At 71.7% G+C, this 26,884-nt stretch carries 19 protein-coding genes and 1 tRNA gene; 10 read left to right on the top strand and 10 right to left on the bottom strand.

Features of this window, described 5'->3' with window-relative positions:
• Positions 1-4 precede the first annotated feature (4 nt).
• From EV374_RS23680 to EV374_RS23660, 5 genes are all read right to left on the bottom strand, one after another.
• Positions 5-466 carry a hypothetical protein gene (locus EV374_RS23680; RefSeq protein WP_132238912.1) on the bottom strand — a complete coding sequence of 154 codons (462 nt, stop codon included), beginning with the start codon at positions 464-466 and terminating at the stop codon, positions 5-7.
• A gap of 155 nt (positions 467-621) precedes the next feature.
• Positions 622-954, bottom strand: a complete 333-nt coding sequence (locus EV374_RS23675; protein ID WP_132238910.1) for a hypothetical protein — start codon at positions 952-954, stop codon at positions 622-624.
• Between the two features lie 317 nt (positions 955-1,271).
• Positions 1,272-1,544, bottom strand: coding sequence for a hypothetical protein (locus tag EV374_RS33585; protein ID WP_486485921.1), 273 nt, complete (start codon positions 1,542-1,544; stop codon positions 1,272-1,274).
• Positions 1,545-1,586: 42 nt separating this feature from the next.
• The gene (locus EV374_RS23665; protein WP_132238908.1) at positions 1,587-2,045 is read right to left on the bottom strand and encodes a hypothetical protein; all 459 of its coding nucleotides are present in this window, start codon (positions 2,043-2,045) and stop codon (positions 1,587-1,589) included.
• 325 nt (positions 2,046-2,370) lie between these two features.
• Complete coding sequence (locus EV374_RS23660) at positions 2,371-2,949, bottom strand: class I SAM-dependent methyltransferase (protein ID WP_077938073.1); 579 nt, start codon at positions 2,947-2,949, stop codon at positions 2,371-2,373.
• Positions 2,950-3,069: 120 nt separating this feature from the next.
• Between EV374_RS23660 and EV374_RS23655 the strand changes: the two genes are divergently transcribed.
• The 5 genes from EV374_RS23655 to EV374_RS23640 all read left to right on the top strand — a co-directional run bounded on the left by EV374_RS23655 (position 3,070) and on the right by EV374_RS23640 (position 8,111).
• Positions 3,070-3,822, top strand: coding sequence for a TnsA-like heteromeric transposase endonuclease subunit (locus tag EV374_RS23655; protein ID WP_207914481.1), 753 nt, complete (start codon positions 3,070-3,072; stop codon positions 3,820-3,822).
• A 20-nt stretch (positions 3,823-3,842) separates the two neighbouring features.
• Entirely contained in the window at positions 3,843-4,082 is a 240-nt protein-coding gene (locus tag EV374_RS33580) for a hypothetical protein (protein WP_486485920.1), read from the top strand.
• 18 nt (positions 4,083-4,100) lie between these two features.
• A complete protein-coding gene (locus EV374_RS23650) occupies positions 4,101-5,861 on the top strand; it encodes a Mu transposase C-terminal domain-containing protein (protein WP_486485919.1) in 1,761 nt (586 codons plus the stop codon).
• A gap of 89 nt (positions 5,862-5,950) precedes the next feature.
• Positions 5,951-7,765 (top strand): TniB family NTP-binding protein, encoded by a 1,815-nt coding sequence (locus EV374_RS23645; RefSeq protein WP_132238906.1) that lies wholly within the window; start codon positions 5,951-5,953, stop codon positions 7,763-7,765.
• A gap of 55 nt (positions 7,766-7,820) precedes the next feature.
• The gene (locus EV374_RS23640) at positions 7,821-8,111 is read left to right on the top strand and encodes a hypothetical protein (protein ID WP_132238904.1); all 291 of its coding nucleotides are present in this window, start codon (positions 7,821-7,823) and stop codon (positions 8,109-8,111) included.
• A 377-nt stretch (positions 8,112-8,488) separates the two neighbouring features.
• On the opposite strand, the gene EV374_RS23635 is transcribed toward EV374_RS23640, so the two are convergent.
• The 5 genes from EV374_RS23635 to EV374_RS23615 form a co-directional block, all read right to left on the bottom strand.
• On the bottom strand, positions 8,489-13,360 hold the full coding sequence (locus EV374_RS23635) for a S1 family peptidase (protein WP_132238902.1): 4,872 nt from the start codon (positions 13,358-13,360) through the stop codon (positions 8,489-8,491).
• Entirely contained in the window at positions 13,357-13,752 is a 396-nt protein-coding gene (locus tag EV374_RS23630) for a CU044_2847 family protein (RefSeq protein ID WP_132238900.1), read from the bottom strand. The genes EV374_RS23635 and EV374_RS23630 overlap by 4 nt, the downstream gene beginning before the upstream one ends.
• Positions 13,753-14,257: 505 nt before the next feature.
• On the bottom strand, positions 14,258-15,277 hold the full coding sequence (locus EV374_RS33575; protein WP_132238898.1) for a site-specific integrase: 1,020 nt from the start codon (positions 15,275-15,277) through the stop codon (positions 14,258-14,260).
• Positions 15,274-15,612, bottom strand: coding sequence for an AbrB/MazE/SpoVT family DNA-binding domain-containing protein (locus tag EV374_RS23620; RefSeq protein WP_165947882.1), 339 nt, complete (start codon positions 15,610-15,612; stop codon positions 15,274-15,276). Before EV374_RS23620 ends, EV374_RS33575 begins: the two co-directional genes overlap by 4 nt.
• A 254-nt stretch (positions 15,613-15,866) precedes the next feature.
• Positions 15,867-15,953: transfer RNA gene (locus EV374_RS23615), tRNA-Leu, on the bottom strand.
• A gap of 222 nt (positions 15,954-16,175) precedes the next feature.
• Between EV374_RS23615 and EV374_RS33570 the strand changes: the two genes are divergently transcribed.
• The 5 genes from EV374_RS33570 to EV374_RS23580 all read left to right on the top strand — a co-directional run bounded on the left by EV374_RS33570 (position 16,176) and on the right by EV374_RS23580 (position 26,829).
• The gene (locus EV374_RS33570; RefSeq protein ID WP_486485918.1) at positions 16,176-19,442 is read left to right on the top strand and encodes a fibronectin type III domain-containing protein; all 3,267 of its coding nucleotides are present in this window, start codon (positions 16,176-16,178) and stop codon (positions 19,440-19,442) included.
• Positions 19,443-19,597: 155 nt separating this feature from the next.
• On the top strand, positions 19,598-22,234 hold the full coding sequence (locus tag EV374_RS23595; protein ID WP_132238896.1) for a fibronectin type III domain-containing protein: 2,637 nt from the start codon (positions 19,598-19,600) through the stop codon (positions 22,232-22,234).
• 27 nt (positions 22,235-22,261) lie between these two features.
• Positions 22,262-23,257, top strand: a complete 996-nt coding sequence (locus EV374_RS23590; RefSeq protein WP_132238894.1) for an AAA family ATPase — start codon at positions 22,262-22,264, stop codon at positions 23,255-23,257.
• Positions 23,258-23,269: 12 nt separating this feature from the next.
• On the top strand, positions 23,270-24,424 hold the full coding sequence (locus tag EV374_RS23585) for a DUF58 domain-containing protein (RefSeq protein WP_132238892.1): 1,155 nt from the start codon (positions 23,270-23,272) through the stop codon (positions 24,422-24,424).
• A 152-nt stretch (positions 24,425-24,576) separates the two neighbouring features.
• On the top strand, positions 24,577-26,829 hold the full coding sequence (locus tag EV374_RS23580; RefSeq protein WP_486485926.1) for a transglutaminase TgpA family protein: 2,253 nt from the start codon (positions 24,577-24,579) through the stop codon (positions 26,827-26,829).
• The last annotated feature ends 55 nt before the right edge of the window (positions 26,830-26,884 follow it).

The raw sequence follows: 26,884 nt of genomic DNA, 5'->3' as shown, positions 1-26,884 counted from the left end.
TGCATCAAACGACTGTTAGCCCGCCATCTTCGTACACGCTGCGCGCGGGTGGCGGAACCTCCAACAGCTCAACCCAAGACTGCTCAGCCAACCCGATCTCGATCCGCATCCGGATGGGGGTGTCGTCGTAGTCCTTCCGCCACGCCGCATCCCCACCCGAATACCAGCTCGGTGCTGTCGACCGCTCAAGGGTGAACAGCCATGAGTCTGTCACCGCCCGGCCTGCCTGCGTGGCGGTCCGCCCGTCCCGGTCCGCACCGTCGGTCCCGGGGCGCAGCCGGAACGGCCCCCACACCTGCCGCTGCCATTCCTCCTCGGAGTAGCCGTGGTGGGTGCCGGGAAAGACGCGATCTTTATCGTTGCGGATTTCCACGCGAATCCAGTCGTACCGTTCCACCTCGCGCGGCCCGAGCAGCTTCACGGTGAGCAGTCCCGTGTCGGGGCTGAACCGCAGATCGGAGGTCACGCCCAAGACGGGTCGCATCTCCCGGTGCCGGCGGCGTGCCTCAGCGTCGGCCTGGTCCCTTCGGGTGCCGGCGGAGGTGCGCCACGCCAACGTAGCGACCGCCGCCCCCACGACGGCGAACGGCACCCCTACCAGGGCGGCAATGTCTGCGGCGTTCACTTTTCGCCCGTCCACTGCTTGGCGGAAGGCCGAGACAGGGCCACACCAATCCCAACAGTCAGCGGCACCACCAGCAGTGCCACACCTGGGTTAGACAGCGACACCAAGCCCAGCAGGATCGCCAGCAGGTATCCGAGCAGCACGGCCGGGCCCCAACGGCGTTGCAGACCGAGAGCAGCCACCAGACATGCGGCGCCGACGGTTCCGAGGAACACAATCGCAGCCAACCGGTCCGAGCCGTCGGCGGCGGCGTTGAGGGCTGCGCTCACCACCATCGTCGCGCCGATGATCCAGTACAGGCCGACGGGGATGAGGACGCTATTGGGCATCGGCCCGTGGTGTAGAGCATCATTCACGGGCGCATGGTCGCCGACGACGCCACCACGATCACGGGTCGTGTCAGGTAGGCGACAACACTTCGGTGATCGTCCTCCCGCGTCAGGCCGTTTGACCTGCTCAAACCGTGGAGGTGGTTGATCAGCTCCGCGGGTGGGCCTCACCGACCGCCAAGAGCAACTGAATCGGCAACTCCGGATCGCCCTGACCGACGGCGAGCGCAACCCACTGACTAGCACCCGGCGGTCGCCAGACGAAGATCTCACCACTGAGCTGGCAAAGCTGGTTCATCGGCTCCGACGCTTGGTCCTCACTCCAGAGATAAGACTCGAGGTCGATTGTCTGAGGCTCGCCCCCAGCGGGCCGTCAGCGCGGTCGCTAATGCTTCGAAAGCGGTACCGATCTCCGCCTGGGCTGCCTCGACGATCTCCTCGCTGCGGTCAACCCAGAAATCCCGGCTGGCCTGTAGGACATACACGTGGAAACCGGGTCCGCTGGCCTGGCGGCCCTCCCGCGTGTTCTTACCGGGAAAAGGTAGCGCGAGCAGGCCATCGATGATCGCGAGCCGGTCTTGCATGAGCATCCCAAAGGGCGATAGAGCCGGCGTGCGTATGTCGTCACCGCACTAGTGATCGAGGGCTGCCGAACAGGAACGTGTCGAAGTGGAGAGCGATGATCTGAGCCGACTCGAGCGGCGTTGAAGCACGAGACGGCGCATCTGCTCCGCCAGCTCGGGGCTCGCCTGGGGCGATGACGTACTGACTCTGGCCTGACGTGGCAGGGCTTCCCGCCGCGCTTCCTCCCTGAGACGCAGGAACGCCAGCCAGCCCAGCGCCCCGCAAAGCATGATCACGGCGAAGCCCCACCAGCGCACAGAGCCCGGCAGGTTGGCCACCCAGAAAGCGGCTGCGAGTACCGCCATCCGCGCGACGATGCCCGCCCACCGCTGCCAGCCGCAGGCCGGATCACGAAAGATCGTGTATCCGCGTAGCCACCACCAGCAGCCCACGAGCGTCCCTGCGGTCAGGAGCATCGGCCAGACGACGACGAGCCGGTGAGCCGAGGCCGCGCGAGAATTCGACACAGGCCAATTCTCGCCGGTCGGAGATCGATCGCGCTCCCCCAAACGTCCGCGTGTCGGTCGTACTCTCCATACATCCATACACGGCGACCGGAAAGGGGAAGCGGATGAGTGTCGACTACGACGAGAACTGTCCCGTCCGCGTTGAGTTGGCACCGTCCGGTATGACTTGGCACGAGGTTGGCACTGTCCGGGTTGAGGTGGCACGTCCGGTACGGTGCTGTCCGGTCTCAGCGAGGTTAGCGGGTTCTCGGCGAGTTGACAGGCTTCCCGATGAGTGTGCGTGTATTTGGTCTCGACCGGCAGTCAGCTGTGTGCCGATCGGGCACTACGGCGCGGCGACTGTTGCGGCAATGGCCGCGTACTTGCGGTCCGGGCGGTCCGGGGACTGCTGCTGCAAGCGCTGAAGTTCGGTGAAACCAGCCTTTGCCAGGCGGGCAGAGAATGTGTCTACGGGCCAGCGGTATGCCGTGTGGACCTTGTGGTCGAACGCGGCCACATCGTCGTCGCTGTCGAAGAAGCCGATCACCAGGTTCCCGGAAGGAGGCAGCATCCGGCGGAACTCGGCGAGTACCGCATCCAGCTCCGATGGCGGTAGGTGGATGGTCGAGTACCAGGAGAGGATGCCGGCCACCGAGTGGTCGGGAAGGTCCAGGTCCGTCATTGATCCGAGCTGGAACGCCGGCCCGGGAAAGTGGGTCCGGGCGTAGCCGATGAACTCAGGTACCAAGTCGACGCCGGTCACGTTGGCGCCGAGCGAATGCAGGTAGGCGCTCCAATGCCCGGGGCCGCAACCGAGATCGAGCACGGCGCCGTCCAAGCCGACGAGGTGGTCTCGGACAAGGGCCGTGTCATCCACGTGGGCCTGCCAGTCACCATCGAACAGGGCGATGTACTGCTCGGACATGTGCGAGTAGGCGTCGCGGACCGGCTGGTTGCTCACGGCGCCACTCTAAAGTCTGCCCGCGTTCCGCCCCGAACCCAGTACGCGTCCGGGTTGAGGTGGCACGTCCGGTACGGTGCCGGGGTGCTGCGCGCGGTGCCGGGCCTGGGTGGGCCGCTGACGGCTGAGTTCGAGGTCGGCTACGTCGGCGCCGAGGGATCGGAGGTGCGCACCTCCTTGATCGACTCGGCGGGGGTGCTGTTCGAGCTGGTCAAGCCGGTACGCGGCTTCCCGTCGTACAAGCGGCAGCGCAACTTCCCGGGCTTGTGGTGGTCGTCGACGACCGGCGCTCACGTCGGGTACGAGTCGTGGCTGGAGCGCGATCACCTGATGCTGCTCGACTTCGACCCGGCGGTGGCCGGGATCGCGTCGCAGCCGTTCTGGCTGTTCTGGGACGACGATGCTTCTGGCCGGCGCCGTTCGCACGCGCCGGACTACTTCGCCCGGCTGGCCGACGGGCGGGGCCTGGTGGTGGACTGCCGACCAGTCGACCGGATCAAGCCGCGTGACGCCGCGGCGTTCGCCTTGACTGGCCGGGCGTGTGAGCTGGTCGGATGGGAGTATCGGCTGGTCGGCGCGCCGGAGCTGGTGATGGTGCGCAATGTGCGCTGGCTGGCCGGTTACCGGCATCCGCGGTACCGGCTGCCGGCGGTGGGCGCGGCGTTGCGGGAGGTGTTCGCCGAGCCCGCGCCGTTGATGGACGGTGCTGGCGCGGCGGGTGAGCCGATCGCGGTCCTGCCGGTGTTGTTCCACCTGCTGTGGTGCGGTGAGCTGGCCTGTGACCTCGGGGTACGGCTGCACGAGGCGACCATCGTGACCACGGCCGGGGCCTGCTGACGGGCGCGGGCAAGTTGCCGGTGCTGCGTGTCGGGGAGTGGGTGCGTTTCCACGGCGACGAGCACCAGGTGGTGGCGCTGGCCGGCACGTCGGTGCGGCTGCGCTCGCGGGGTGGGGTTGCGCAGGTGGTGCTGCTGGCGTTCCTGCTCGCCGCCGCGGACTTCGAGCTGCTCGACGAGCAGCAGGCGGTGCCGGCGGTGGAACCGCTGGGGCTGCTGGAGACCCTGCCGCACGAGGTGCTCGAGCGGGCCCGGCGCTGAGAGCGGCACCTCGTCGAGGTGGTCACCGGCCGGGCACCGGAAACGCCGGAGGGCGCCGGGCCACGGCCGGGTTACGACCCAGCGGCGAGCACGCTGAAGGACCGCGACGCGGCCAAGGCCGTCGAGCTGAGCGCCGCCGGGCAGCCGACCTCGGCGCGGACGGTGACGCGGATGCGGCTGCGCTACGCCGAGCAGGGCCTGTGGGGGCTGGTCGACCAGCGATACACCCGCGGCAGCGACCCGGTCGGCCGGGCCGACGAGCGGCTGGTCACGGCGATCCGCGCCGAACTGGACGCGCAGACGCACGCCTCGACGGGCACCCGCGGGCGCCTGATGCGACGGGTGCGCACCGCGCTGGACGCCGAGCACGGGCCCGGGGTGGTGCCGATTCCGGGTCGCAGCGCGTTCTACGAGCTGGTCGGCGTGCTGGCCGGCGGGCGGCACTCGTTCGGCGCGGCGACCACGCGCCGGTCCCTGGCCAACCGGCCGGTTGCGCCGTTCACCCCGACGTTCGCCACCCGGCCCGGTGAGCTGGTGCAGATCGACTCCACGCCGCTGGACGTGATGGTGCTGCTGGACTCCGGCGTCCCCGGCCGCCCCGAGCTGACGATGGTCGTCGACGTGGCCACCCGCACCATCGCCGCGGCGGTGCTGCGCCCGGCCGGCATTAAGGCCGTCGACGCCGCGTTGCTGCTGGCCCGCACGCTGGTCCCTGAGCCGATGCGGCCCGGCTGGTCGGCCGCGCTGCGCATGTCCGCCTCCCGGCTGCCGCACACGCGGCTGCTCGACATCGACGCCCGGCTGGAGACCGCCGCGGCCAAGCCGGTGATCGTCCCGGAGACGATCGTCATCGACCACGGCCGGGTGTTCGTCTCCGAGGTGTTCACCCGCGCTTGCGACCGGCTGGGCATCTCTATCCAGCCGGCCCGCAAGGGCACCCCGACCGACAAGCCGCTGGTCGAGCGGCAGTTCTCCTCTATCGCCAGCCTGTTCTGCCAGCACGTCGCCGGCTACACCGGCGGCAACGTCACCCGCCGCGGCGACCGGATCACCGACGAGCCGCTCTGGAGCCTGCCCGAGCTGCAAGACCTGCTCGACGAGTGGATCGTCGCCGGGTGGCAGCACCGGCCCCATGACGGGCTCCGCGACCCGCACGCGCCGCGCCGGGCGTTCAGCCCGAACGACGCCTACGCCGCGATGGTCGCCGTGTCCGGCTACCTGCCCCTGACGCTGTCCGGGACCGACTACCTGGAGCTGCTGCCGGTGCACTGGCGCCACGTCAACGAGTACGGCATCACCATCGACCACCGCACCTACGACGACGACGCCCTGCCCCACGGCGAACGCTCCACCGTCGCTGAGCAGGGCGGGCGCTGGGAAGTGCACTACGACCCCTACGACCTGTCCCACGTCTATGTCCGCACCCCGGCCGGCTGGATCACCGCGGCCTGGACGCACCTGCCGATGGTCAGCGCGCCGTTCGCCGACTTCACCGGGCGCCACGCCCGCCGGATGGCCGCCGCCCGCGGCCTGCCCGACGACAACGAGACCGAGGTCGCCCGGGTCCTCGACGAGCTGCTCACCCGCGCCGGCAACGGGCCGCCGAACAAGGCCACGGCCCGCGTCGCGGCCCGCACCCGGGCGGCACGCCGCCGGGTGCTGCCCGAGGCGCAGGTCATCGACCTGCCCACGCCCGCACCCGCACCCGGCGCCGGGCCGGCGCCGGTGGAGCCGTTCGGGCTGTTCGACGTCGACGCCGAAGCCGAGCGCTGGCTATGACCCGGCGCGGGGCCACAGTCCCGGCTCCCGTCTCGGTGCGCCTCCGCCGCAAACGTCCCTTCCGATAGAGAGGCAAAGGCCCCGCCCCGATGGAGCACCTGAGCCAGCCCGACCAGCCCAAGCAGGTCCTGGCCGACGAGCCGTTGACCACCAAGGAGGGCTGGGCGCGGTTCGTAGACCGTCGGCCCACCCCGCCGGCCGCCGGCAACGGGACCGACACCGACGACGCGCGCATCGACTACCTGTCCGAGCTAGTCATGGTCAACACCCCGGTCGTTGCCGAGGTCGTGACGACGGCACGGCGCTTGGTGCTGCTCAACCGCCGCCAGCTGTCCGCACGCCGCGGGCTGATCGTCACCGGCGTCCCGGGCACCGGCAAGACCACCGCAATCACCGCGCTGGGCCGCACCCACGAAGTCGCGGTGCGTCGCCGGCACCCGCACGAGAAGAACCGGCTGCCGGTCGTCTACGTCACCGTCCCGCCCGCGGCCACACCCCGGATGCTGGCCGTCGAGTTCGCCCGCTTCTTCGGTCTGCCGCTGGGCCGCCGGGCCAACATCACCGACGTGACCAACGCCGTCTGCGCGACCGCCGCTCACGTCGGTGTCGAGCTGGTCCTGGTCGACAAGGTGCACAACCTCAACCTCGCCACCCGCGCCGGGGCCGAGGTGTCCGACCAGCTCAAATACTTCGCCGAGCGGCTGCCCGCCACGTTCATCTACGCCGGCGTCAACGTCGAACGCGTCGGCCTGTTCGCCAGCCCCCGAGGTCAGCAGCTCGCCAGCCGGTTCACCACCATCCCCACCACCGCGTTCGCCTACGGCACCGCCGACCAACGCGCCGCCTGGCACGCCCTGGTCGCCAGCCTGGAAGCCACTCTGCCGCTGCGCGCCCACCAGCCCAGAACGCTCGCCGCGCTGGACGAGTACCTGCACCGGCGCACCGCCGGCATGATCGGCAGCCTGTCGCACCTGGTCCGCGGCGCCGCCATCGACGCCATCCTCGACGGCACCGAGCACCTGACCCGCGCCCACCTCGACCGGGTCCGCCGCGACCCACCCCAGCCCCGCACCGGCGCCACGGGCGCCGGCCGCCACGACCGCATGATCCGAAGGTTGCCGATCACGGTTCGGCCTGCCCAGCAGGAAACCGTCACCTCCTACGTCCGGCGCCTCGCCGCACTGCACTCCATCGGCTACCGAGACCTCTGGCAGCACCTCAGCGCTTCGGTGCCCTACAGCGGCACCAGCAAGCGCCGCCAGCTCATCGTCGCGCAGCGGCTCGTCGCCGCAACCGGCCACCAACTCGCCGCGCTCGCGCACGCGATGCCCGAACTGCGTGACCCCGCCCCGCGCTGGCGGGAGTTGCGTCACCTTCCCCAACGGGCCTGCCCCGTCTGCACCGCACGGCACCCGGACGGGCCGGTCGTCCGGTTCTTCGCCCACCACGAGTTCGTCTGCACCCGCCACGGCTACTGGATCGGCCCGCCGGTCCCCACCATCCCGGACCTGCGTCCTCGACAGCTCGCGCGGCTGGTCCCCGAACTCGTCACCGCGCAGCGACGGCACACCCGGCTGCTGCGCCGCCAAGGCTGGCGGCACGTCTTCAACGCGTTCGACGTCTCCATCGCCGTCTGCGTCGACCGGCGGTTTCAGCAACGTATCGACGTTCCCGGACGCCGCAGTTGGCAGGAACGCATCGACCTGCTCATCCCTACCCGCACCCGGTTCAACACCTCGGTGTTCCTCGCCGCGTTCTACCCCGAGATCGTCAACCTTGCGCGGCTGTTCTGCTCGCCTACGTGGCGGGCCGTTGCCCGCCGGGCGCTGACCTCCGCGGAGCACCGGCTCACCATCACCGCCGAGATCAGCCGGCAGATCGGACCTGAGCCCGTCCCCCCATGACTGGCCCGTCACCCAGGAGTGGACCGGGTACGAAACAGACCGTTGGCTGCGGGCGATGGCCGGCCTGCCGGATGTCGTCGTGCCCAACCGCACGTTCCCGCAGACCCGCCGGGTCACCTTCGACGGCGTCCCGGTCAACCACGCCACCTCCGACGAGACCCTCGCCAAGAAAGCCAACAAGGAGTTCAACAAGCACCGCCATGTTCCGAGCTGGGCGCTACCGAACTACGCCGACCGACCCACCAACCACGACCTGCCGCTCGACTACCAACCCGAGCCCGAACACCACCCACGCCTCAGCCTGTCGCAGCTGCTGGACGCACTCATCGCCGACAGTGCCAAGTAGATCCGGACGACTAACCTGATCTTGTCCGCGCGGACCTGGCACAACCGCAGCTCAGGCACCGACACCAGTGCCACTTTCCGCCGGACGGGACACATCTCATGTCAGGGCCGAGCGATGCCAGCATGCATGAGCGCCTGATAGAGGTTCCGAGCTGCGTGTCCGCGCGGTTGCAGCGCAGTCTGCATCCCGCACGCTGTTCGCCACGACGGTCGGCATGGCTTCGCATTGCACTACTCGAATTCGGGTCGCCTGCCGCCGAGATTACGGATATACCTGCGCCGCGTCCTGACAGCGACAAGTCTCGATGGCCGCAGCGCGCTACTTCATGTGCGGCTCCGGGAACCTTGCAATAAATCCGGATAGGGAACCTGAGGGCATCACCTGCTGTACGGCGCCAGTTCTTCGTTTCCGGCGACGACCAAGGAATCGACGAGCATCTGCCACTCGTCCAAGTGGTCCAGTTCCTCCGCCGTGCTGCGAACTTCCTTGAGCCAGTTGTTCGACAGCCAGGACTGCTTGACTGTGACACGGCCGTTCTGGATGCACAGGTCGGACACCCAGCGCAGGCCGCGAGTGACCTGCGCCTGCACTGGGAGTTTCCGCAGGAGACCGATGAGCCCGTCGACGCATTTGACCTCTGCGCGGGCGACGGGTAACCAGTCCTCGATCAGCTCGACGAGGTCTTCAGCGCGGACCCAGTCGATGGGTACACCGATGACCTCGTTGTACAGGCCTTTCGTCCATGGAAGCGGGTCGGGCAGGAGGGCAGCGGCGGCCCAGTCGCCCCAGTGTTGGTCCTGGTAGGGGCTCGGGTCGTCGCTTACATACTTGGTGGCGTGGCGCAGCAACAATGGCCAGACACCTCGAGCGGCCTCAGCCAGGCGTTCGTTCTCTGCGCCAGCTGCCGCGAGGCCGTGGAGGAAGTTCGACATCAGTCCTGCGTCCGCGCCAAGGACATCGAGGTGTTCGAGCACCGGTCTGACGTCACCGTTCTTTGCGAAGCCTTCGAGCAGGGCTCGTGCTGCGACGAGGGTGTGCGTCCCTCGGTGGTCCGCTGTCCAGCCCTTCTCCTTTTGGGCGACCATGGCACGTCGCTCGACGTCAAGAAGGCTGGCAAGCATCGTGGCTGCGTCGTTGGTGCAGCAGTGGTCCGAGGAGGCGGCTGCGCCGAGTCCGCGAATGGCTGGGTCGAGCACGGCGATGTCGATCGAGTCTCCAGCCAGCTGCTGAAGGCGTCCGGCGACGTCGCCGACAATTTGGACGTTCGGCCGCCGCTGGCGGTGCTGGTCCCATGGCCCGATTTCTGCATTACGAGCGGTCTCGACCAACCAGTTCAACGCGGTCCGGTGGATGCAAGGGTCGCCGTGGCACGGCGCCGTCCAGACGACATCGCAGCCGCGCGCCAAGTGCAGCCGCGTCTCCAGGGATGCCTTGCCTGCCATCACAAGGCCGGCCACGGCAACATCATCAGTCGAGCCTCCCGCCGCCCCCAGGGGTGTGGACATCGCAGATGTGATGAACACTGGCAGGGCGTGGGCCACGGCCCGGTCGGCGCCAAAGTCGAAGTACTGATCCTCGTGGCGCTGGTCCTCGACGTTCTGAAACGACATCGCTACCTTGAGAACAAACTCGGTTGCGAAGCTCGCCTCGTTGCCCAGCGCATCCATGTCACCGGCTGCGGCTCGTTCGACCGCTGCACGGACGACGTGGGCCACCGCGTCCACAGGCCGGGTCGGCATCAAATCTCCATCGGACTCGAGCAACGAACGGCTGGCAGCCAGGTCTGCGGCGATCTCCTCCGAGGTGGGGGGTACGTAGTCGACATCGTGCTTGGCCAATCCCCAGTACCGGTTCTGCAGTCGCAGGGTCCTCTGCACGATCTCCTGGTTCGCCGCGTGCCTCTCTTGCGCGGCCTGAACCTCAAGTGGCGGAACGAACTCGATGTGGTACTTATCGCCGTACTGCGTGATTCGGTACTGGGCGGAGTCCAGACTTGCGGCCCAATTCTTCGTACGCTCCTGGCTGACGCCGAGCCGGCCGCCGTTCTCAACGAGCTGCTCGGCGACCTTCTTCAACGCTTGGGCGCGCGCCTCCCCGCCGTGAATCACAAGCCACGCGGCCACCTCACGCGGTGTCCACTGGCGTCGCTCAAGGTTCGCGAGTCCTTCAGTCGTGGCGCGCAGCCCAGAGTACTCACTCGTCCGGCGAGCGAACTCCAGTTCCCAGACGATCGGCTCGGCAAGGAAGGTGTCGAGCTCGGTGTCGACGTTCTCCACATGACGCACCAGCAGACCGAAGAGCATCCCTGGGACCGCCAGATTCTCGCATCCGTCTAGGAGTACCTCAGCGACCTTCCTTGGCGAAGCACCCTGGCTCAATAAACTGTCAGTGAAACGTTCCATCGCCTGGAGGGCGCTCATCGCCGAGTACGGACCGACCGATGTGCCCCGATACCAACTCCACACATGGCCGTCGCCCACGTACAAGCGGGCGGTGCCGTCGAGGTTCAGGACGGCACCTTGGTCTTCACGCTCTTCGTCTGCGCCTTCGGTATCGGTATCGGAGTCTTCGCCGGGTTTGGCGACCGGCCCGGCAAAGAGGTTGGGCGAGTGGAGCCCCGACAGAATTTCAACTCGCGCCCGTGCACCGCTGTTCAAGATGTTGTTCAGTACCCGCACCGACGTCCGCAACGGTGCGGTCTGGAACAGCTGCCAGAATCCACCGAAGTAGTGTTGAAAGAACGGTGCTCCAATACCGGTCCAGCGACCTTGATGCCCTCGGACGCCCTCATCGCGGTGCCAGCTGCGCTCGTCGTCGATGTAATAGGCCTCCATCAACATCGCTAACAGCTCCGGGTCCTTCTGCGCCAAGGCCCGTGCACTCAACGGCGAGTCGGCAGCCGGGGCCAGGAACGCCGGCGCGTCGTCGGCGATGGCCCGAAGACAGGCTTCAGCGGCCTCGTCGATGTCGGGCCCGAGCAGCGCCAAGGTTTCGACGAATTCTTCCTTGGTGAGGTGATAATCCAGCTCACGTCGACGTCGACGCCGCTTGGACATCGAACTGGGCAGGTGGTCACCGCTGGTGTTGCGCGGAGGGAACGACTCCCAGTAGGCAAGGAGGCGGCCCCGCAGCCTGATGCGCAACTCGTTCCCTGTCGGTGCGTCCGCCAAGGACAGGGCCTGCAGCCAATCCGCTAGCAGCTCGAACGCCGCCTTCGAGACGTCCCACGGCTCTTCTTCATCGAGGAGAATCTGCACGACGGGGGCCGAGATGACAGGGTCAACCAGCGCGTTGACCTTGTGCCTCTGCTGAACCACCCGAACCACGTCACCGAGCACCAGGCCAACGGACTCATCCGCGAACGCTGCCTTCAGGCACCCGTACGCGAACGGCGTCTCCAGAACTGCCTCTATGGGGACGTCAGCCCACCGGGGTCCGTGCGCCGCCGCGAACGGCTTGAACTGCGAGAGCAGCTGGCCGAACACACGGGCAGGTCGTGCGCCCGGTGCCTTAAGTAGTCCCTTGCACGCGAGCGTGGCGGCTGACAGCGCCCACCGGGGCACGCCAGCTGCTTCCAGCAACTCGGTCGGGATCTGGCCGCGAACCAGAAGGATAGCGGTCGCGTACCGCCGGACTTCGTCGTGCGCGAACTCCGGCTGGCCCTGATACGGGCTCGCCGGCGCGAGCAAATGATCTCGGCGCAACGCATCGACCGCCGCCGCGTCGATGCCGGCACTAGGTCGTCGGTCTTTGGGCAGTCGCATCGATGACGCGGCGACCGCGACCAACGTCTGTTCGCGCGCCTCCGCCGAGCCGACGCCCGGACGACCGTCGCCCCGAACAATCTTGCGCCACACCAACTGCAGGCACTCCCACTCACCCAGTGAGCTATCGGGCTCCAACCCGGTCCGCGCCAGCAGGTCCAACACCACAGGCCGTCGCAACAGCGAGTTCGCAGGCAGGTCTCGCAGGACCGCACGCAGAAGCGGGAAGCCGTCCGATATGACCGAGATGTCCCTATCCTCGAGCGACTTCATCGTGAAGGATGAAATGGACCTCCCGAAGCCCAGCTCCAACTGCTCCCGCACAAAGCTGGATGCCAGATCAGACGTGACCGCGACGACCCCGACACCTGCGGCACCCGCAGCCAGCACCAAGTCGCTGAACAGACCAGCGGACCGCTCCAGTGCAGCATCAGCAGCGTCGATAACCAGGACCCGGCTTGGTGCCGAAAGCTCAGCCAGCACGTCCGCCATCGACATTCCGAGCGCGCCACGAAGCTCCAAGCTCGACTGCGGCAGGCCGCGGAAGTTCACCACCACCGCCTTGAACCCTGCGGAATCCGCAGCCTCAAGCTCTGCGATGGCCGACAGCGTCAACGCACTCTTACCGACGCCGGACTCACCAGACATCAGCAGAGCCGACCCCTGAGTACCCGCTTCGAGCAGGGCCTTAGCGAGCTGCTCGCGACGGTCGGCGAACGCGATCTCGACCGGCCCGCCAGACGACTCGTCACCAATCGTTGTCCGCACACCGGCAACCGCCAGATCTCGGTGCTCAGCAAGTACCGTCCACGCGTGCCGCCTTCGTGTCGCGGCCAAATCTAAGGCGACCGCATCTTCCCACTGACTGTGAACAACCGGCCGGGCCAGCCCCTCCAGCAGCGGCAGCAGCTCCTCGACGCGCGCAACCCACACCGTGCCGGCCAGCCAGCCGTCAGCGGCGTTGTACCGGCCTGACACCACCCCGACCACCACATCGTCGGCACGCCGCCGCACCGGGCCGCCACTCATCCCGCGCAGCACGTCGGTCGACGTTAACCGCCCCAGCTGCACCGCGTCATCGCGGGTCGTCCCGGACTTCCACTGCCCAGCCGCCGCGAGCCACCGATACTGCCGCGGCCCGTCATCAACGTGCACCACCCCGGCGACTACAACGTCGGCCAGCAGCGGGACCCAATCGGTTGTGGCCATGCCGGCAATAGACCTCGGCAGCGGCACATCGGTGACCAGGACCGCCAAGTCACTAACCGGAGCGACCCGCACCACCCGCGCATCCCAGGCAGCGGTGCCGCCGGCCAGCGCATCGACGGTCACCACCGCGTCTACGTCGCCGGCCCTGAGTGCGTCGAGCACGTGCCACGCCGTCACCAGCACGCCGGGCGACACCTGGAAACACGTGCCGATGGGGACCCCCCCAGCATCGAGGACCCGGCCCAGATACCCCGGCACGCGCGGGTCGCTGCTCACGACACCCCGTCCGCCTCGTCGTCGGCCTCGTCGTCGTCAGCCCGGCGCGACCCGGCATCAGCGGCATCGCGCCTCGGGTCGTACCCCACGATCACCTTCAACGCCACCTCGCCCGCGCCGCTCGCCACGATGACGTCGCCCTTCGCGGTGAACTTGAGCCCGAATTCCACCTCGACCTTGTCCGGCCGGGCTCCCCGCGCGGCCAGCTGCCGTACCGTCCCCGCCACCTTCGTCGACACAGCGATGATCGCGTCCTGCGCCCGCTCGAACGCATCCACCACCTGTTGCTGCGCCCGATCCCCGATCGACGTCGGCTCCGTCCCCACCACCCGCGCCGTCTCCACCAGCACTTCGACGCCGTCTACACGCACCGCGATTACCTGACCAGCCATAGATCAGAACCATGCCAGACTCGTCCACCCCCGACCAGCCCGGAATTCGACAGCAGTACCGAAACCTCTTGAAGACCACCCGCTCAGCCGCGCCGTGGACAACAATGCCGGATACGCGATCAACCAACCGGACACATTCCAGCTCGCTGGAGCGAAACACTGCGTCCACCACTATGCACCGACACGGACGGCGTTCAATTGCATCACGGCACCTCGGCTGGATCCAAGGTCGGGTGCGCGATCATCGGCCAGATCCGGATGCCGAGGCTAGCCCTCTTCCGCTACGCGCATGACGCGGCGGGGCAACGGGGGGCCTTGAAAGAACTCGCTTTGAGCGGGTATATCCGGGCACGTCAGCCAATACCGCAGCCGCCTGGAGCGGCTGCGCCGCCGGCACAGCCGGCAGGAAGCGCCGGTCACCGTGCAAGACATCGGCGCTGTTGCGAAGTAGCTCCCGCGGGTGGGCTTGGACGTAACCACCAAGCCCACCCGCGATGGTTCAAGCTCAAGCGAGCGGATGGGGCTCGTTGGTCAAAGCCGCTAGAGCACCGGCAACCTCCTGAAGACTCGCCCGGACGTACGTAGTGGTCGTGCCGACGTCGCTGCCGCTGTCGGAGTGACCGGCGTACGCGCGGGCCACGGCGTAGCCGAAGTTCCGCTCGACCCACGTCAACGTCGTGTGCCGCAGCCAGTGCGTGCTGATCTGCTGCACGTACACCCACGGCAGGTGCTCACCGATGCGCACCCACAGGTGGTCGTAGCGCCGGTAGGTGATCGGCTGCCCGTTGCGGTAACGCAGCAGTTGGCCCGTTCCCACCGCCTGGCGTTCCTCGGCATGCTGCTGCAGATGCCTCATCAACGTCGGTGACACCGGCTGCCACCGCACCGTGTCGCCCTTCTCCCGCAGCAGGATGAGGCACTGGTCCGGGTCCAGGTCGACGGGCCGCAGAGCCAGCGCACCGCCCCGGCGGCACGCGGTCTCGGTATGCAGTCGTAGCAGCAGGCTGTCCAGCGCGGGGTCGTCGCCCGTGCTGGCGGCGACGGCGTTGATCTCCGCCAGCCTGCTGTCTGCCACCGCTCGTCTGGTGCTGGGCAGCCGCCGCGGCTTGGCCACCTTGAGGGCGGGGTTGTCCGCCGCAGCGATGTACCCGTCGGCAACGGCCCGCTTGTACAGGCACCGCAGCGCAGCGATCAGGTGCTCCGCCGCACTTCTTCCGCCCCGGGCGTTACGCCGGGCCACCACGTGCGTCTTGGTGTACTCGGCGAGCTGCTCGATCTCCGACGGTGTCGGCTCGTCGAGCCGTCGCTGTCCCCAGTGTTCCAAGACCCGCTTCCAGTACGAGCCGTATGCCCTCCGCGTACCGTCGCTGACCGCCGCCGCTACCACGGGCACGTACTCGGCGAACGTCGGTGCGGGTGGACGGTCCGAGGCCGCGTCGACGAGGTCAGCCGGCGAGATCCCCATCCGTGCCAGCAACAACCGCGCGGCATCCAGCTCCGCCCGGCCCACGGTGGTGTCACTCATGCCTGACCACCGCCCAGCAAATCGGCGTGAGCCGCCACCACCATCGCGTCGAGGGCGGCGGGCGGGTGCACCACAAGCAGGCCGTCAGCTGGGCTGGCGGCCAGGAGCACCCGGTCGCCGGTGGTGAGCCCGCACCAGTGCCGGACAGCTGCCGGCAGGTGGAGATGGCCCTGGCCGGTGACGGTGAAGACGCCCTGCCGATCCAGCCGGACGACAATGACTCCGGAGCCCTCGCGGATGTGCAGCCGCGTGCCCGGCCCCCATCCGAGGGCCCGGATGACCGTCCGGTCGGCGATTCGACCGCTGTTGTCGATGGCAGCCAGGCCGTACACCATCGTGCCGGCGCGAGGCATCGGCAGGACCGGCAGGGGCAAGGGAGGACGGCGAGGAGCTCCACCGCGCGGGCGACGAGATCCCTGCTCCCGGTCCGACAGCCGCACGGGAGGGATGACGGGAGCCACGGAACGATCAGCCACGACAATCGCCCCCGATCGAGACAGGGTCGATCGAGGAAGTCGCTGCGCTGAGATTTGCGTGATCAAGCGTGCTTGACCACCAGTACGCGAAACACAGCATGGATGCTGCAATTTGGTGTCCGAGGGGGGACTTGAACCCCCACGCCCTATACGGGCACTAGCACCTCAAGCTAGCGCGTCTGCCATTCCGCCACCCGGACCTGCTCGTCCAGCCTACCGTGTCGACCGAGGGGATCTTCCACCCGTCGGCCGCCCTGGTGGGCCGCACGGGGAGTTACTGTACACGGCCCGGGTGGATCATGCACATCAGCTTCCGGCCGATGGGTCGCCGCAGGTCGGACGGGTGACCGGACCCGTGTGAGCCACAGCCAACCGGTGGACCTGGGTAGCGTCCGACAGGCCTCACGCGGCAGCATGGCCACGTGTCCCATCCCTCTCCCCTGGCCGCCGTGCAGCACCGGGCCCTCGCCCTGCGCGCCGCGGGCGATCTCTACTCCGCCCGTCGACTGCTCAACGACGCCGTCGGCTCCGCCCGGCCGCCGTACGGCAAGGACCACCCGGATGTGCTGAGCACCGCGCACCTGCTGGCCCGCCTGCACCGGGAGGCGGACGACCCGGGTGCCGCCCGGCGCGTGCTGGAGGAGGCGTTCGCCGCCGGCGAGCGCCTCTGGCCGCCGTCCGACCCGCTGATGCTGGCGCTCTCCTTCGAGCTGGCCGCCGTGGCGGACGAGCTGGGCAACCGGCACGAGGCGCGCCGCAACTACACCCGCGTCGCCACCCTCGGGCCCGCCGTGCTCGGCGCCGACCATCCTGCGGTACGCACGGCACGGCAGTATCTCGGCGACGCCGCTCCCGCCCCTCAGCCCGCGCCGCCGGCAGCGCGGCCCGACATGTCCGCGCTCTCCGAGCCGACGATGTCGCTGGCGGTGCTCTCCACCACCTGGCGGCCGCACGAGCCCGCTGCGGCCGGCCCCCCGCAGCCGCCCGCCGCGCACCCGACGCCACACGTCGCGAGCGGCCCGCCGGCCACACCGGCGGTCCCGTACACCCCGCCGATCCCGCCGCCACCCGTTCCGGGCGTACGCGGCGTGGGACGCGCCACCCCCGTCGCCCCGGCGCCGCACTCTGCGGCGTCCCCGCAGCCGCCCCACCCGGCCGGCCACGCGGCGCAGATGCCGCCCGCGCCGCCGCAGCCGTATCCGGCCCCGCCGCAGGGCGCCCAGGTTCCGCCCCCGCCGGTGGTGCCCGCCCCGCCCCGGCAGGCGTGGGCCCCGCCGACGCCACCCCACGTGCCGGCCCCGCCGCAGGCACCGCATGCCCCCGGGTGGGGACAGGCCACCCCGTACGCCGCCCCGCCGCAGCGGATCCCGCCACCAGCGACGATCCCGCCGCCGCCGGTCGTGCCCGCGCCACCGGGACCGGCCCGTGCCGCCGTACCCCTGCCTCCGGCCGTGCCGCCCTCGACGCAGGCGCCGTACGCCCCGGCGGTGCCCATCCCGCCGCCCCCGGTCGTACCGTCGGCGTCCACTGCCGCCCCGGCGCACCCTCAGGTGCCGCCGCCCCCGGTCGTTCCGGCGCAACGCCCCGCACCGGCATCACCGCAGTCTCCCTGGGCGCCGCCTTCCGGGCCGACCCCACCGTCGGCGATGCCGGATCCCGCCACGCCTGCGCCGCAGCGCCCGCCGCGTCCCGCCCCGCCTGCGACGGCCGGGGTCGCCTCGGTCGTCCCGGCCCCGAGGACAGCGCAGCCGCCGGCCCCGCCGGCGACGGCAGCCCCCGTGTCGTCTCCGCCTGCCGTGCCGCCACCCGCTCCGCCGTTCCCGCGTCACGCGGCCGCCGCTCCCGTCGTCGCCGCGCCGGAGCCGCCCGCCCCACCCGTGCCGGCCGTGCCGCAGCCGCAAGCCCCATCCGCGCCGGCCACGCCGCAACCACCCGCCCCTTCGCCGGGCGGAGCCGAGCCGCCCGCGCAGGCGAGGGCTGCGGTGCCCCCGACGGGACCCGCCGTTGCGCCGCGACACCGGGCCGCCGACGAGGCGTCCCCGACCGTCGAGGCGTCGGCCGGGACGGCGGCGTCCGGAGCCGCGTCCCCGTCGAGCAGCACGCCGCCCGCGACGACAGCGGCGCCCGCCGCCGAACCGTCCTCCACCACCGGTACGCCCAGCGCCGCGACCCCCGGACCGGGCAGGCCGGCTCCCGAGCCTGCCGCGCCGGACGTCCGGTCCTCGCCGCTGACCGGCTCCGTCGACGGGGCCCCGCGCGCGGCCGACCCGGAGCCGACCGCCCCGGCGTCGAAGGCGGAGGCGGCGGAGGAGGAACGCCCGGCGGGGCCGGCGCCCGGATGGGCCAGGCCGACCATCCAGGTCAAGCAGATCGAACCGCTGCTCGCCGAGGAGATCGCTCGCGCCACCGGCGCTTCCGCCGGACCGGATGATCCGGTCAGCGCCGCCCGGTCACCCGAGACGTCACCGCTCGACACGCCACCGGCAGCGGCACACGCCGCGCCGGTCAGCGCACCGCCAGTCAGCGCACCACCGTCGTCCTCCGTCAGCGCACCACCGACGCCTCCGGTCAGCGCACCACCGACGCCTCCGGTCAGCGCACCACCGACGCCTCCGGTCAGCGCGCCGCCCGCGCACCCGACGAGCAGCCCGCCCGTCAGCGCACCGCCCGCGCCCCCCGTCAGCGCACCGCCGGCGCATCCGACCAGCAGCCCACCGTTCAGCACGCCGCCGCGGGGCGTCAGTACGCCGCCGGTTCCCCCCTTGCCGCCGATCCCGCCCCCGCCGTCGGTGCTGCCACCGCCGGTCAGCGCGCCGCCCGCTCTTCCGCAGCAGTTCAGCGCGCCTCCCGGGGTGCAACCGCCGGTGAGCGCGCCGCCCGGGGGCCAGCCGCCGGTGAGCGCGCCGCCGTGGAGCATGTCCGCGCCTCCGTGGAGCAGCACGGCTCCCCCGCAGGCGCTCACGGGCGCGCCGACCGACGCCGACACCGACGCCGAGCAGCGGGACGTCGAGGAGGAGCTGGAGCGGGCCGAGTCGCAACGGCAGCGGGAGGAGGTGGAGCAGCCGGAGCCGGAGCGGGAGCGGGTCGACGACCTGCCGCCGGCGTACCTCGACATCGATGAGACGTTCCCGATGAAGGCGCAGCCCGTGCGGACCCGGTCGACGGCCGAGCACCCCGCGCAGCAGCAGGCGCCGGCCTTCCCGCCGCCGCCGGCGTACCCGATGATGCCGGAGCCCGAGGAGGGCGGCCGGAACCGCACGGCGATCGTCGTCGCGGTCGTCGTCGCGGTCCTGGCCGTGGTGGCGCTCGTCGGCGTGGGCGTGCTGGTGCTCAACCGGGACGCGGCGGCGCCGGCGGGACCCGCCGCGCCGTCGGCCGTCGCGCCGTCCGCGTCTGCGGCCGGTCCGCCGCCGGGCGGGCTGACGTTGAAGGACGACTCGGCGACGATCACCCTGAACTGGACGGACCCGGCGGGTGGCGGGGTGCCGTTCATGGTGGCCGGCGGCCGGACCGGCCAGGCGCTGGGTGTGATGGCCACGGTGGACCCGGGCCGGACCAGCTACACGGTCAACGGGCTGAACTCGCGGGTGGACTACTGCTTCACGGTGCTGGCGGTCTACTCGACGGACTCGTTCGCCACGTCCGGGCAGGTCTGCACGGAACGGGAGGGCGACACGCCGTCGAGCTGACCGGCCACCACGGCGCGGCGCACACGCTCGGTGTCCACAGGGAGACGGTGCGGGTTCCCATGCTCCCGACCCGGCCATATGATGGCACCCGGCTCAGGGGAGGGTCGCCGTCATGGCGTGCCACCTGCCAGGGACGACACGGGAGGCAGCCGGTAGTGGCCACCATCGACGACGCCGGGCACACCGGCACCGGCGCCCCGCGTCCCCGGCCCCGCCGGATGCGCGGCGGGGTCGTCACCATCGCGACGGTGGCCGCGCTGCTGGCCGCCATGGGGCTCACCGTCCACGGCCTCGGCGCGGCGGACAACGCGGTGGCGAGCCACGACGCGAGTTCCTGGCTGTGGAGCGCCGCGCGCAGCGAGCTGGCCCGCGTCAACGGGATCACCGCGCGGGTCGACACCCGCGTCGGGGTCCCGGGCGCCCGCCGGCACCCGGTGCAGGTCACCCAGACCGACCGGCTGCTGGTCCTGCGGGACCTGAACACCGGGCAGGTCAGCTCGCTGGACCTGGCCACCCTCCAGATCACCGCGACCACCCGGACGACCCCGGGGCTCGGCGTCAACGTCGCCCTGCACGAGGACGCGGCGTTCGTCGTCGACGCCGTGCAGGGTGTCGTCCGGCAGCTCGACCCGCGGTCGCTGACCCCGATCGGCGAGCCGGTGCGCTACCCGCCGGGCATCACCGGCGGGTCCTTCGACGGCGAGGGGCGCCTGTGGATCGCGGTGCCCAGCGAGGGCACCGTCTCGGCGGTCACCGCCGCGCCGCTGCCGTCCGCGCCCGCGTCGGCGGCCCCCGCCGGGGCCGGCCTCAGCCCGAAGAAGGTCGAGACGTACGACGTCGCGGACGCCAGCCACGAGCTGGTCCTCTCCACTCTGGACGACGGCGTCGCCGTGCTCGACCGTACGGCCGGGACACTGGTGCGGGTGCAGGGCGGCAAGGTCCACAAGACGTTGCTGACGATGGCCGCGCCGGGCGCGCTGCCGGCGCGGACGAGCGGGCCGGACGTGCCCGTGACGGTGCCCGGCGAGCGGCGGGTGCACGTGGTCGACAGTGGTGGCGCGGTGCGGGCGTTCACGGTGCCGGGCGCGGGCGACCAGCTCAGCCCGGCCGTGGCGTGGGCCGGCCGCTACTACTGCGCCGACGAGGCGTCCGGCACGGTCTACGCGTTCGACTCCGGCGGCCAGCTCGTCGACACCATCCGGGGCCGGGGCACCGGGCCGCTGGAGCTGGAGGTGCGGGAGAACCACCTCTTCATCAACGCCCCCGACTCGGCGACCGCGCAGGTGGTGGACGACAAGCACCAGGTCCGCGAGGTCGACAAGTACGCCAACGACGTGCTCGGCGGCGACCCGCCGCCGGCTCCCCCGCCGCCGCCTCCGCCGAAGAAGCCCGAGGTGGGCAAGCCGGGCGCGCCGCGCAGCGTCACCGCCGCCGCCGGCAACGCGCAGGCCCGGGTGAGCTGGCGGCCGGCTCCGGCCAACGGGGCGGAGATCGTCCGGTACGTGGTGCAGGGCGCCGGCCAGCGCGTGCAGGTGGGCGCCAACCAGCGGGCCGTGGAGATCAAGGGCCTGACCAACGGTGAGACGTACCGGTTCTCGGTGCACGCGGTCAACGCGAAGGGCGACGGTCCCGCGCGCACCAGCAACCCGGTGACGCCGACGGCCGCCGTGCCGGATCCGCCGGCCGCCGTCACCGCCCAGGAGCGCCCGGACGGCACGGTGCTGGTGAAGTGGCCGGCTGCCAACGGGCAGGGCAACAGGATCGCGAAGTACGTGGTCACGGCCACGTCGGCGGGCACCAACGCCCCGGCCGGCGAGTCCCGCAGGACGGAGCTGGTGGTGCCGGCGGGCGAGTTGGAGTACGGCACGCAGTACGCGTTCACGGTGGTGGCGGTCAACGACCGGGGCGCCGGCTCGGCGGCCTCGCCGGTGAGCAACACCGTCGTGCCGTACGCGCCGCCGGAGCGGCCGACCGACCTGCGACCGACCACGGTGGCCGACCGGCCGGGCGCCGTCGCGGTGCAGTGGTCCCCGGCGGTGGCCAACGGCCGGCCGGTGACGAAGTACGTCGTGGACGTGGGCGGACGCAGCAGCGAGGTGACCGACACCCGGGCCACGGTGGACGGGTTGGGCGACGGCCAGAACGTCACCGTGAAGGTGCGGGCGGTCAACGAGGCCGGACCCGGCCCGGAGGCCACCGCCACGGCCCGCACCGTGGCCGAGCCCCGCGTGACCGTGACGGGTTCCTCGGCGACCGCCACGTCGGCGACGGTGACGTTCACCGTGGACGCCGGCGGCGGCAAGGCGACCTGCTCGCTGAGCACGGGCGGTGAGCCGGCGAAGTCCGGCAACTGCTCCAGCATCACGATGACGGGCCTGACCCCGGGCACGAAGTACACGTTCACGGTGACCGCGAGCAACGCGGCCGGGAAGGGCACCGCCGCCCGCGCCCAGACCACCGCCGCCCTCTACGGGGTCGCCACCTGTAGGAACGGGCCGGACGGCGACCAGCGCACGTACTGCAACAGGGAAATCCCCGGGGATCGCAACGGCAACGAGATCTTCTCGGTCACCCGGCAGGACAACGACCGCCAGGTCGGGTGGGCGGAGCCCGGCACCCGGTTGAAGGCGTACTGCAAGAAGTCGGGTGAGAATGTCGACTCCTGGATCTACAACAACCAGAAGCAGAGCACCTGGTGGGTGCAGGTCGACTTCAAGGGGAAGAACTACATCCCCTGGGCCTGGCTCAACCTGGAGGGCGGCGACGACATCAAGGACCTGCCCACCTGCTGACCCACCCAGGCAAGGAGCACCACCCGCGTGAACACCCCAGAACCGCTCACCCAGCAGGAGGTGCAGGGCTTCGCCGCCCTCGCTGCCCGGCTGGCCGAGAACGTCAACGCGGTGGTGCTGGGCAAGCCCCAGGTGGTCCGGCTGGCGCTGACCGCGCTCTTCGCCCAGGGGCACGTGCTGCTGGAGGACGTGCCGGGGGTCGGCAAGACCACCCTGGCCCGGGCCGTCGCGACGACGGTGAAGGGGCAGTGGCGGCGCATCCAGTTCACCCCGGACCTGCTCCCCTCCGACGTGTCCGGGGTGACGATCTTCAACCAGGCCACCCGGGGCTTCGAGTTCCACCCGGGCCCGGTCTTCGCCAACATCGTCATCGCCGACGAGATCAACCGGGCGTCGCCGAAGACCCAGTCGGCGCTGCTGGAGGTGATGGAGGAGCGCACCGTCACCGTCGACGGGGTCCGGCACCCGGTGCCGCAGCCGTTCCTGGTGGTGGCCACCCAGAACCCGGTGGAGATGGACGGCACGTACCGGCTGCCCGAGGCCCAGCTCGACCGCTTCCTGGTGAAGCTCTCCGTCGGCTACCCCGACGAGGCGGTCGAGGTGGAGGTGCTGCGCGGGGCGACGGTCCGCTCCCCCGAGGCGCTGACGGCGGTCACCGACACGGCCACCGTCGGGGAGATGGTCCGCATGGCCCGCCGGGTGCACATCGCCGAGCCGCTCTACGCGTACGCGGTGCGGCTGGCCGCGGCCACCCGCACCCACCCGCAGGTGCGGGTCGGCGTCAGTCCCCGGGGCGTGATCGCGCTGACCCGGGCGGCGTGCGCGTACGCGCTGATCGACGGGCGGGGCTGGATCATGCCGGAGGACCTGAAGATCCTGGCCGAGCCGGTCTTCGCGCACCGGCTGCTGCTCACCCCCGACGCGCAGGTGCGCGGGGTGACCGCCGCCGAGGTGCTGCGCCAGGCGGTCGCCTCGGTTCCGGTGCCGCTCCCCTCGGGCCAGCCGGCCCCGGTCCAGGGCTGACCGGCGACGCCGGTGTCCGCGCTCACCGCCCGGTGTGTCGGGCTGCTCGTCGCCGCCGTCGTGCTGCTCGGCGTCGGCTTCCGCTTCGCGTACCCGGAGCTGACGCTGCTCGGTGCGGCGGCCGGCATCGCGGTCGGCTACGCCGTGCTGAGCGCGGCGTGGCGGCCCCGCCTGGAGGTGACCCGCAGCGCCGACCCGGACCGGGTGGCGCGCGGTGAGCCGGCCGCGGTGACCCTGACGGTGCGCAACGCGGGGCGGCTGCGGGCGGCGAGCCTGGTGGCCGAGGACCGGTGCGGGGACCGGTCGGTCCCGGTGCCGCTGCTGCGGCTGCGACCGGGCCGGGACACCACGGTCCGCTACGAGGTGCCGACCGTCCGCCGGGGCGTGGTGCCGGTGGGGCCGCTGCGGGTGACCCGGCGCGACCCCCTCGGCCTGGTGGCGCTGGCCCGTCCCTACGGCGGCACGGTGCCGGTCTGGGTGCACCCGCGCGTGCACCCGCTGAACGCGGTGCCCACGGGGGCGGGGCGCAGCCTGGACGGCCGGGTGGACAAGGTGCCGCACGGCTCGATCACCTTCGACTCGCTGCGCGAGTACGTGGTCGGTGACGAGTTGCGCCGGGTGCACTGGCGGACCAGCGCCCGGGTGGGCGAGCTGATGGTGCGGGAGAACGTGGACACCAGCCTGCCCCGGATCGTGGTGCTGCTCGACAACCGGGCGGGCGCCCACCCGGAGCGCCTGGACGGGGTGGCCGAGTCGTTCGAGTCGGCGTGTGAGGCCGCCGCCTCGGTGCTGGTCGCCGCGTACCGCGAGGATCTGCCGGTGGTGCTGCTGCTGGTCGCGCCGGAGCCGGCGGGCGGTGACGCGGCGGCGCAGGGGCCGCTGGACCGGCTCGCGGCGGCGGAACTCACCGACGGGGGTGACCTTCAGCCCGCCACCGGCCGGCTGCGGCGGGAACGGCTCGGCGACACGCTTGTCTTCCTCACCGGGCCGGGCGGCCGGGACGACCTGGGGACGGTGGGCGCGCTGCGGGCCGCGTACCCGTCGGTGGTGGTGGGGGTCTTCGGGGCGACGGAGCCGGCGCCGTCGGGCGCGGCCGGCCTGGTGGTGATCGACGCCGCCGACGGGGCGGCGTTCGCCGCCGAGTGGGACGGGGTGCGCAGGTGGTGACGGTGGCCGACGGTCAGGCGGGGCGGAGCACCGGCGGCGCCGCGACGGACGCCGCCGGGCCGTCCGGGGCTGGCGGCGGGGCTGGCGACGCCCCCGCGCCGGCCGGTGGCGGTGGGGTCGCCGGGCCAGCCGGTGGCGGTGCGGTCGCCCGGGTGGCGCGGGCGTTGCGGGCCGTCCCGGTGCCGCTGGCGCTGATCGCGATGATCGGCCTGGCCGGCGCGGTGCTCGGCCGGGTCTACGCCGGCCCGCTGCTGACCTGGCTGGTGCTCGGGGCGGCGGTGGGCTCGGTACTGGTCAGCGTGGCCGCCCGCCGGCTGCCCTCGTGGCTGGTCGCACCCGTGTCGGTGCTCGCGATGGCGGGCTGGACGGCCTGGTCGCTGCGGCTCACCGCGACCCGCGCCGACCTGCCCGGGGGCCTGGCCGAGGTGACCGCGGACGCCGCCGCGAACGGCATCCCCCGGCTGCTGACGGCGATGATCCCGGTGGAGCCGACCCCCGACACGGTGCTGGTGCCGCTGGTCGCCGCGTGGCTGGCTGGTCTCGCCGGGGCGGAGGTGGCGATGCGGGCGGGTCGGGTGCTGCTCGGCTACCTGCCCCCGGTGCTGCTCTACGCCGCCGCGCTCTACGTGGTCGGCCCGAACGCCGATCCCGCGATCGGGCCGACGCTGGCCCTCGTGGCCGTGGCGGTGCTCGGGCTGGCGGTGCCGCCGCGCGGGGCGGCCGGCGCCGACGCGGCCGCCGGGCTGGCCCCGGCGGTCCGCGCGGCCGTCCGGGCCCGGCTCGCCGCCGCCAGCGCCGCCGGCCTCGCGGTGGTGGTCGGCCTCGTCGCGCTGCTCGGTCCGCTGCTCGCCGGCCAGGTCGACGGCCGCCCGGTGGACCCCCGGCGGTACGTCGAGCCGCCGCAGGTGGAGACCCTCGACGAGAACCCGCTCATCCGGATCTCCGGCTGGGCACTGAACCCTGGGCAGCAGCTGCTCGACGTGCGTACGCAACGGTCGGGCCCGCCGGATCCCGCGCCGGCCGAGGAGCCGGGGACCGCCCCCGGACCGGGCGCCACCGCAAGCCCGGTGCCGATCCGGCTGGCGGTGCTCAGCGACTACGACGGGGTGACCTGGCGGGTCGGCGCCACGTACCGCAACGCGGGGCGGATCCTGCCCGTGACGGCGCCGGCGGCCGACAGCACCGTGGAGACGGTACGGCAGGAGATCACCGTCGCCGGGCTGAGCGGCCGGCTGCTGCCCGCCGTCGCCACCCCGCGCCAGGTCACCGGCGCCCGGGTGGCGTACGACCCGACGACCGGGACGCTGATCCGCCCGGAGGGCCTGACCCCGGGGCTGCGCTACGACGTGACCTCGGCGCTGGAGACGCCCGACTTCAACCTGCTCGCCACGGCGGACGTGCCGGCCGGCGGAGAGGTGGCCCGGGTGCTGCGGGTCGCCGACGGGGTGCCGGAACCGTTGCGCCGGCTCGCCGCCCAGCTCGCCGAGTCCAACGGCGCCCCGTACGCGCGGGCCGCCGCCGTGGAGCAGTTCCTCGCTGAGCACTACCGCCTCGTCGCGGACGCGCCCAGCGGGCACGCGTACCCGAACCTGAACTTCTTCCTCTTCGGACCCCGCAACGCCGGCGGGCAGCGGGGCACCTCCGAGCAGTTCGCGGCGGCGTTCGCCGTGCTGGGCCGGCTGACGGGGCTGCCGACCCGGGTGGTGGTGGGCTTCCGTGCCGCCGGCGACGGTCCGGTCCGGGCCGGCGACGCGTACGCGTGGCCGGAGGTGCTCTTCGACGGGCTGGGCTGGGTGCCGTTCGACCCGCTGCCCAGGCCCGACGAGGAACCGCGCCCGGTGGAGGAGGACTTCCGCCCCACGCCGGAGGAGCCGCCCCCGTCGGAGGTGCCGGAGCCCACGGTGGAGCCGACGGCCACCCCGGAACCGGCCGCCGCGCCGGGCGGGCCGGCCGACCCGGGTGGACCGTCGACGGCGCTGCTGGTCGGCGGCGGGACGGGCGGCATGCTGGTGCTGGCCGGGGCCGCGCTGCTCGCGCTGCTGCTGATGCGCCGGGCACTGACCCGGGCGCGGCTGGAACGGGGCGACCCCGGCCAGCGCATCGCCGGTGCCTGGCGGGAGGTCACCGACGCGCTGCGGCTGGCCGGGCACCCGGTGGGCGGTGACCTCTCCGCCTCCGAGGTCGCCGCCCACGCCCGCGCCGTGCTCCCCGTCGGGGCGGACGTCGAGGAGTTGGCGGGGCTGCTCAACCGGACGGCGTTCGCCCCGGGCACCGCCACGGCGGAGCAGGCCGCGCGGGCCACCACGACGGCCGGCGACTACGTCGCCGCGCTGCGCGCCGCCCGGCCCTGGTGGCGGCGCCTGCTCTGGTCGGTGCGCCCCGGTCCCCTGCGCTGGCCCCGCTGATCCCCTCCGCGACGCGGCGCGACGCGATCCATCGCCGTCGCTGCCGCCGGTCCCG

Source organism: Micromonospora sp. CNZ303 (genome assembly GCF_004345505.1).
The sequence above is the reverse complement of the archived record's forward strand: the minus strand, read 5'-3'. Positions and strand labels throughout refer to the sequence as shown.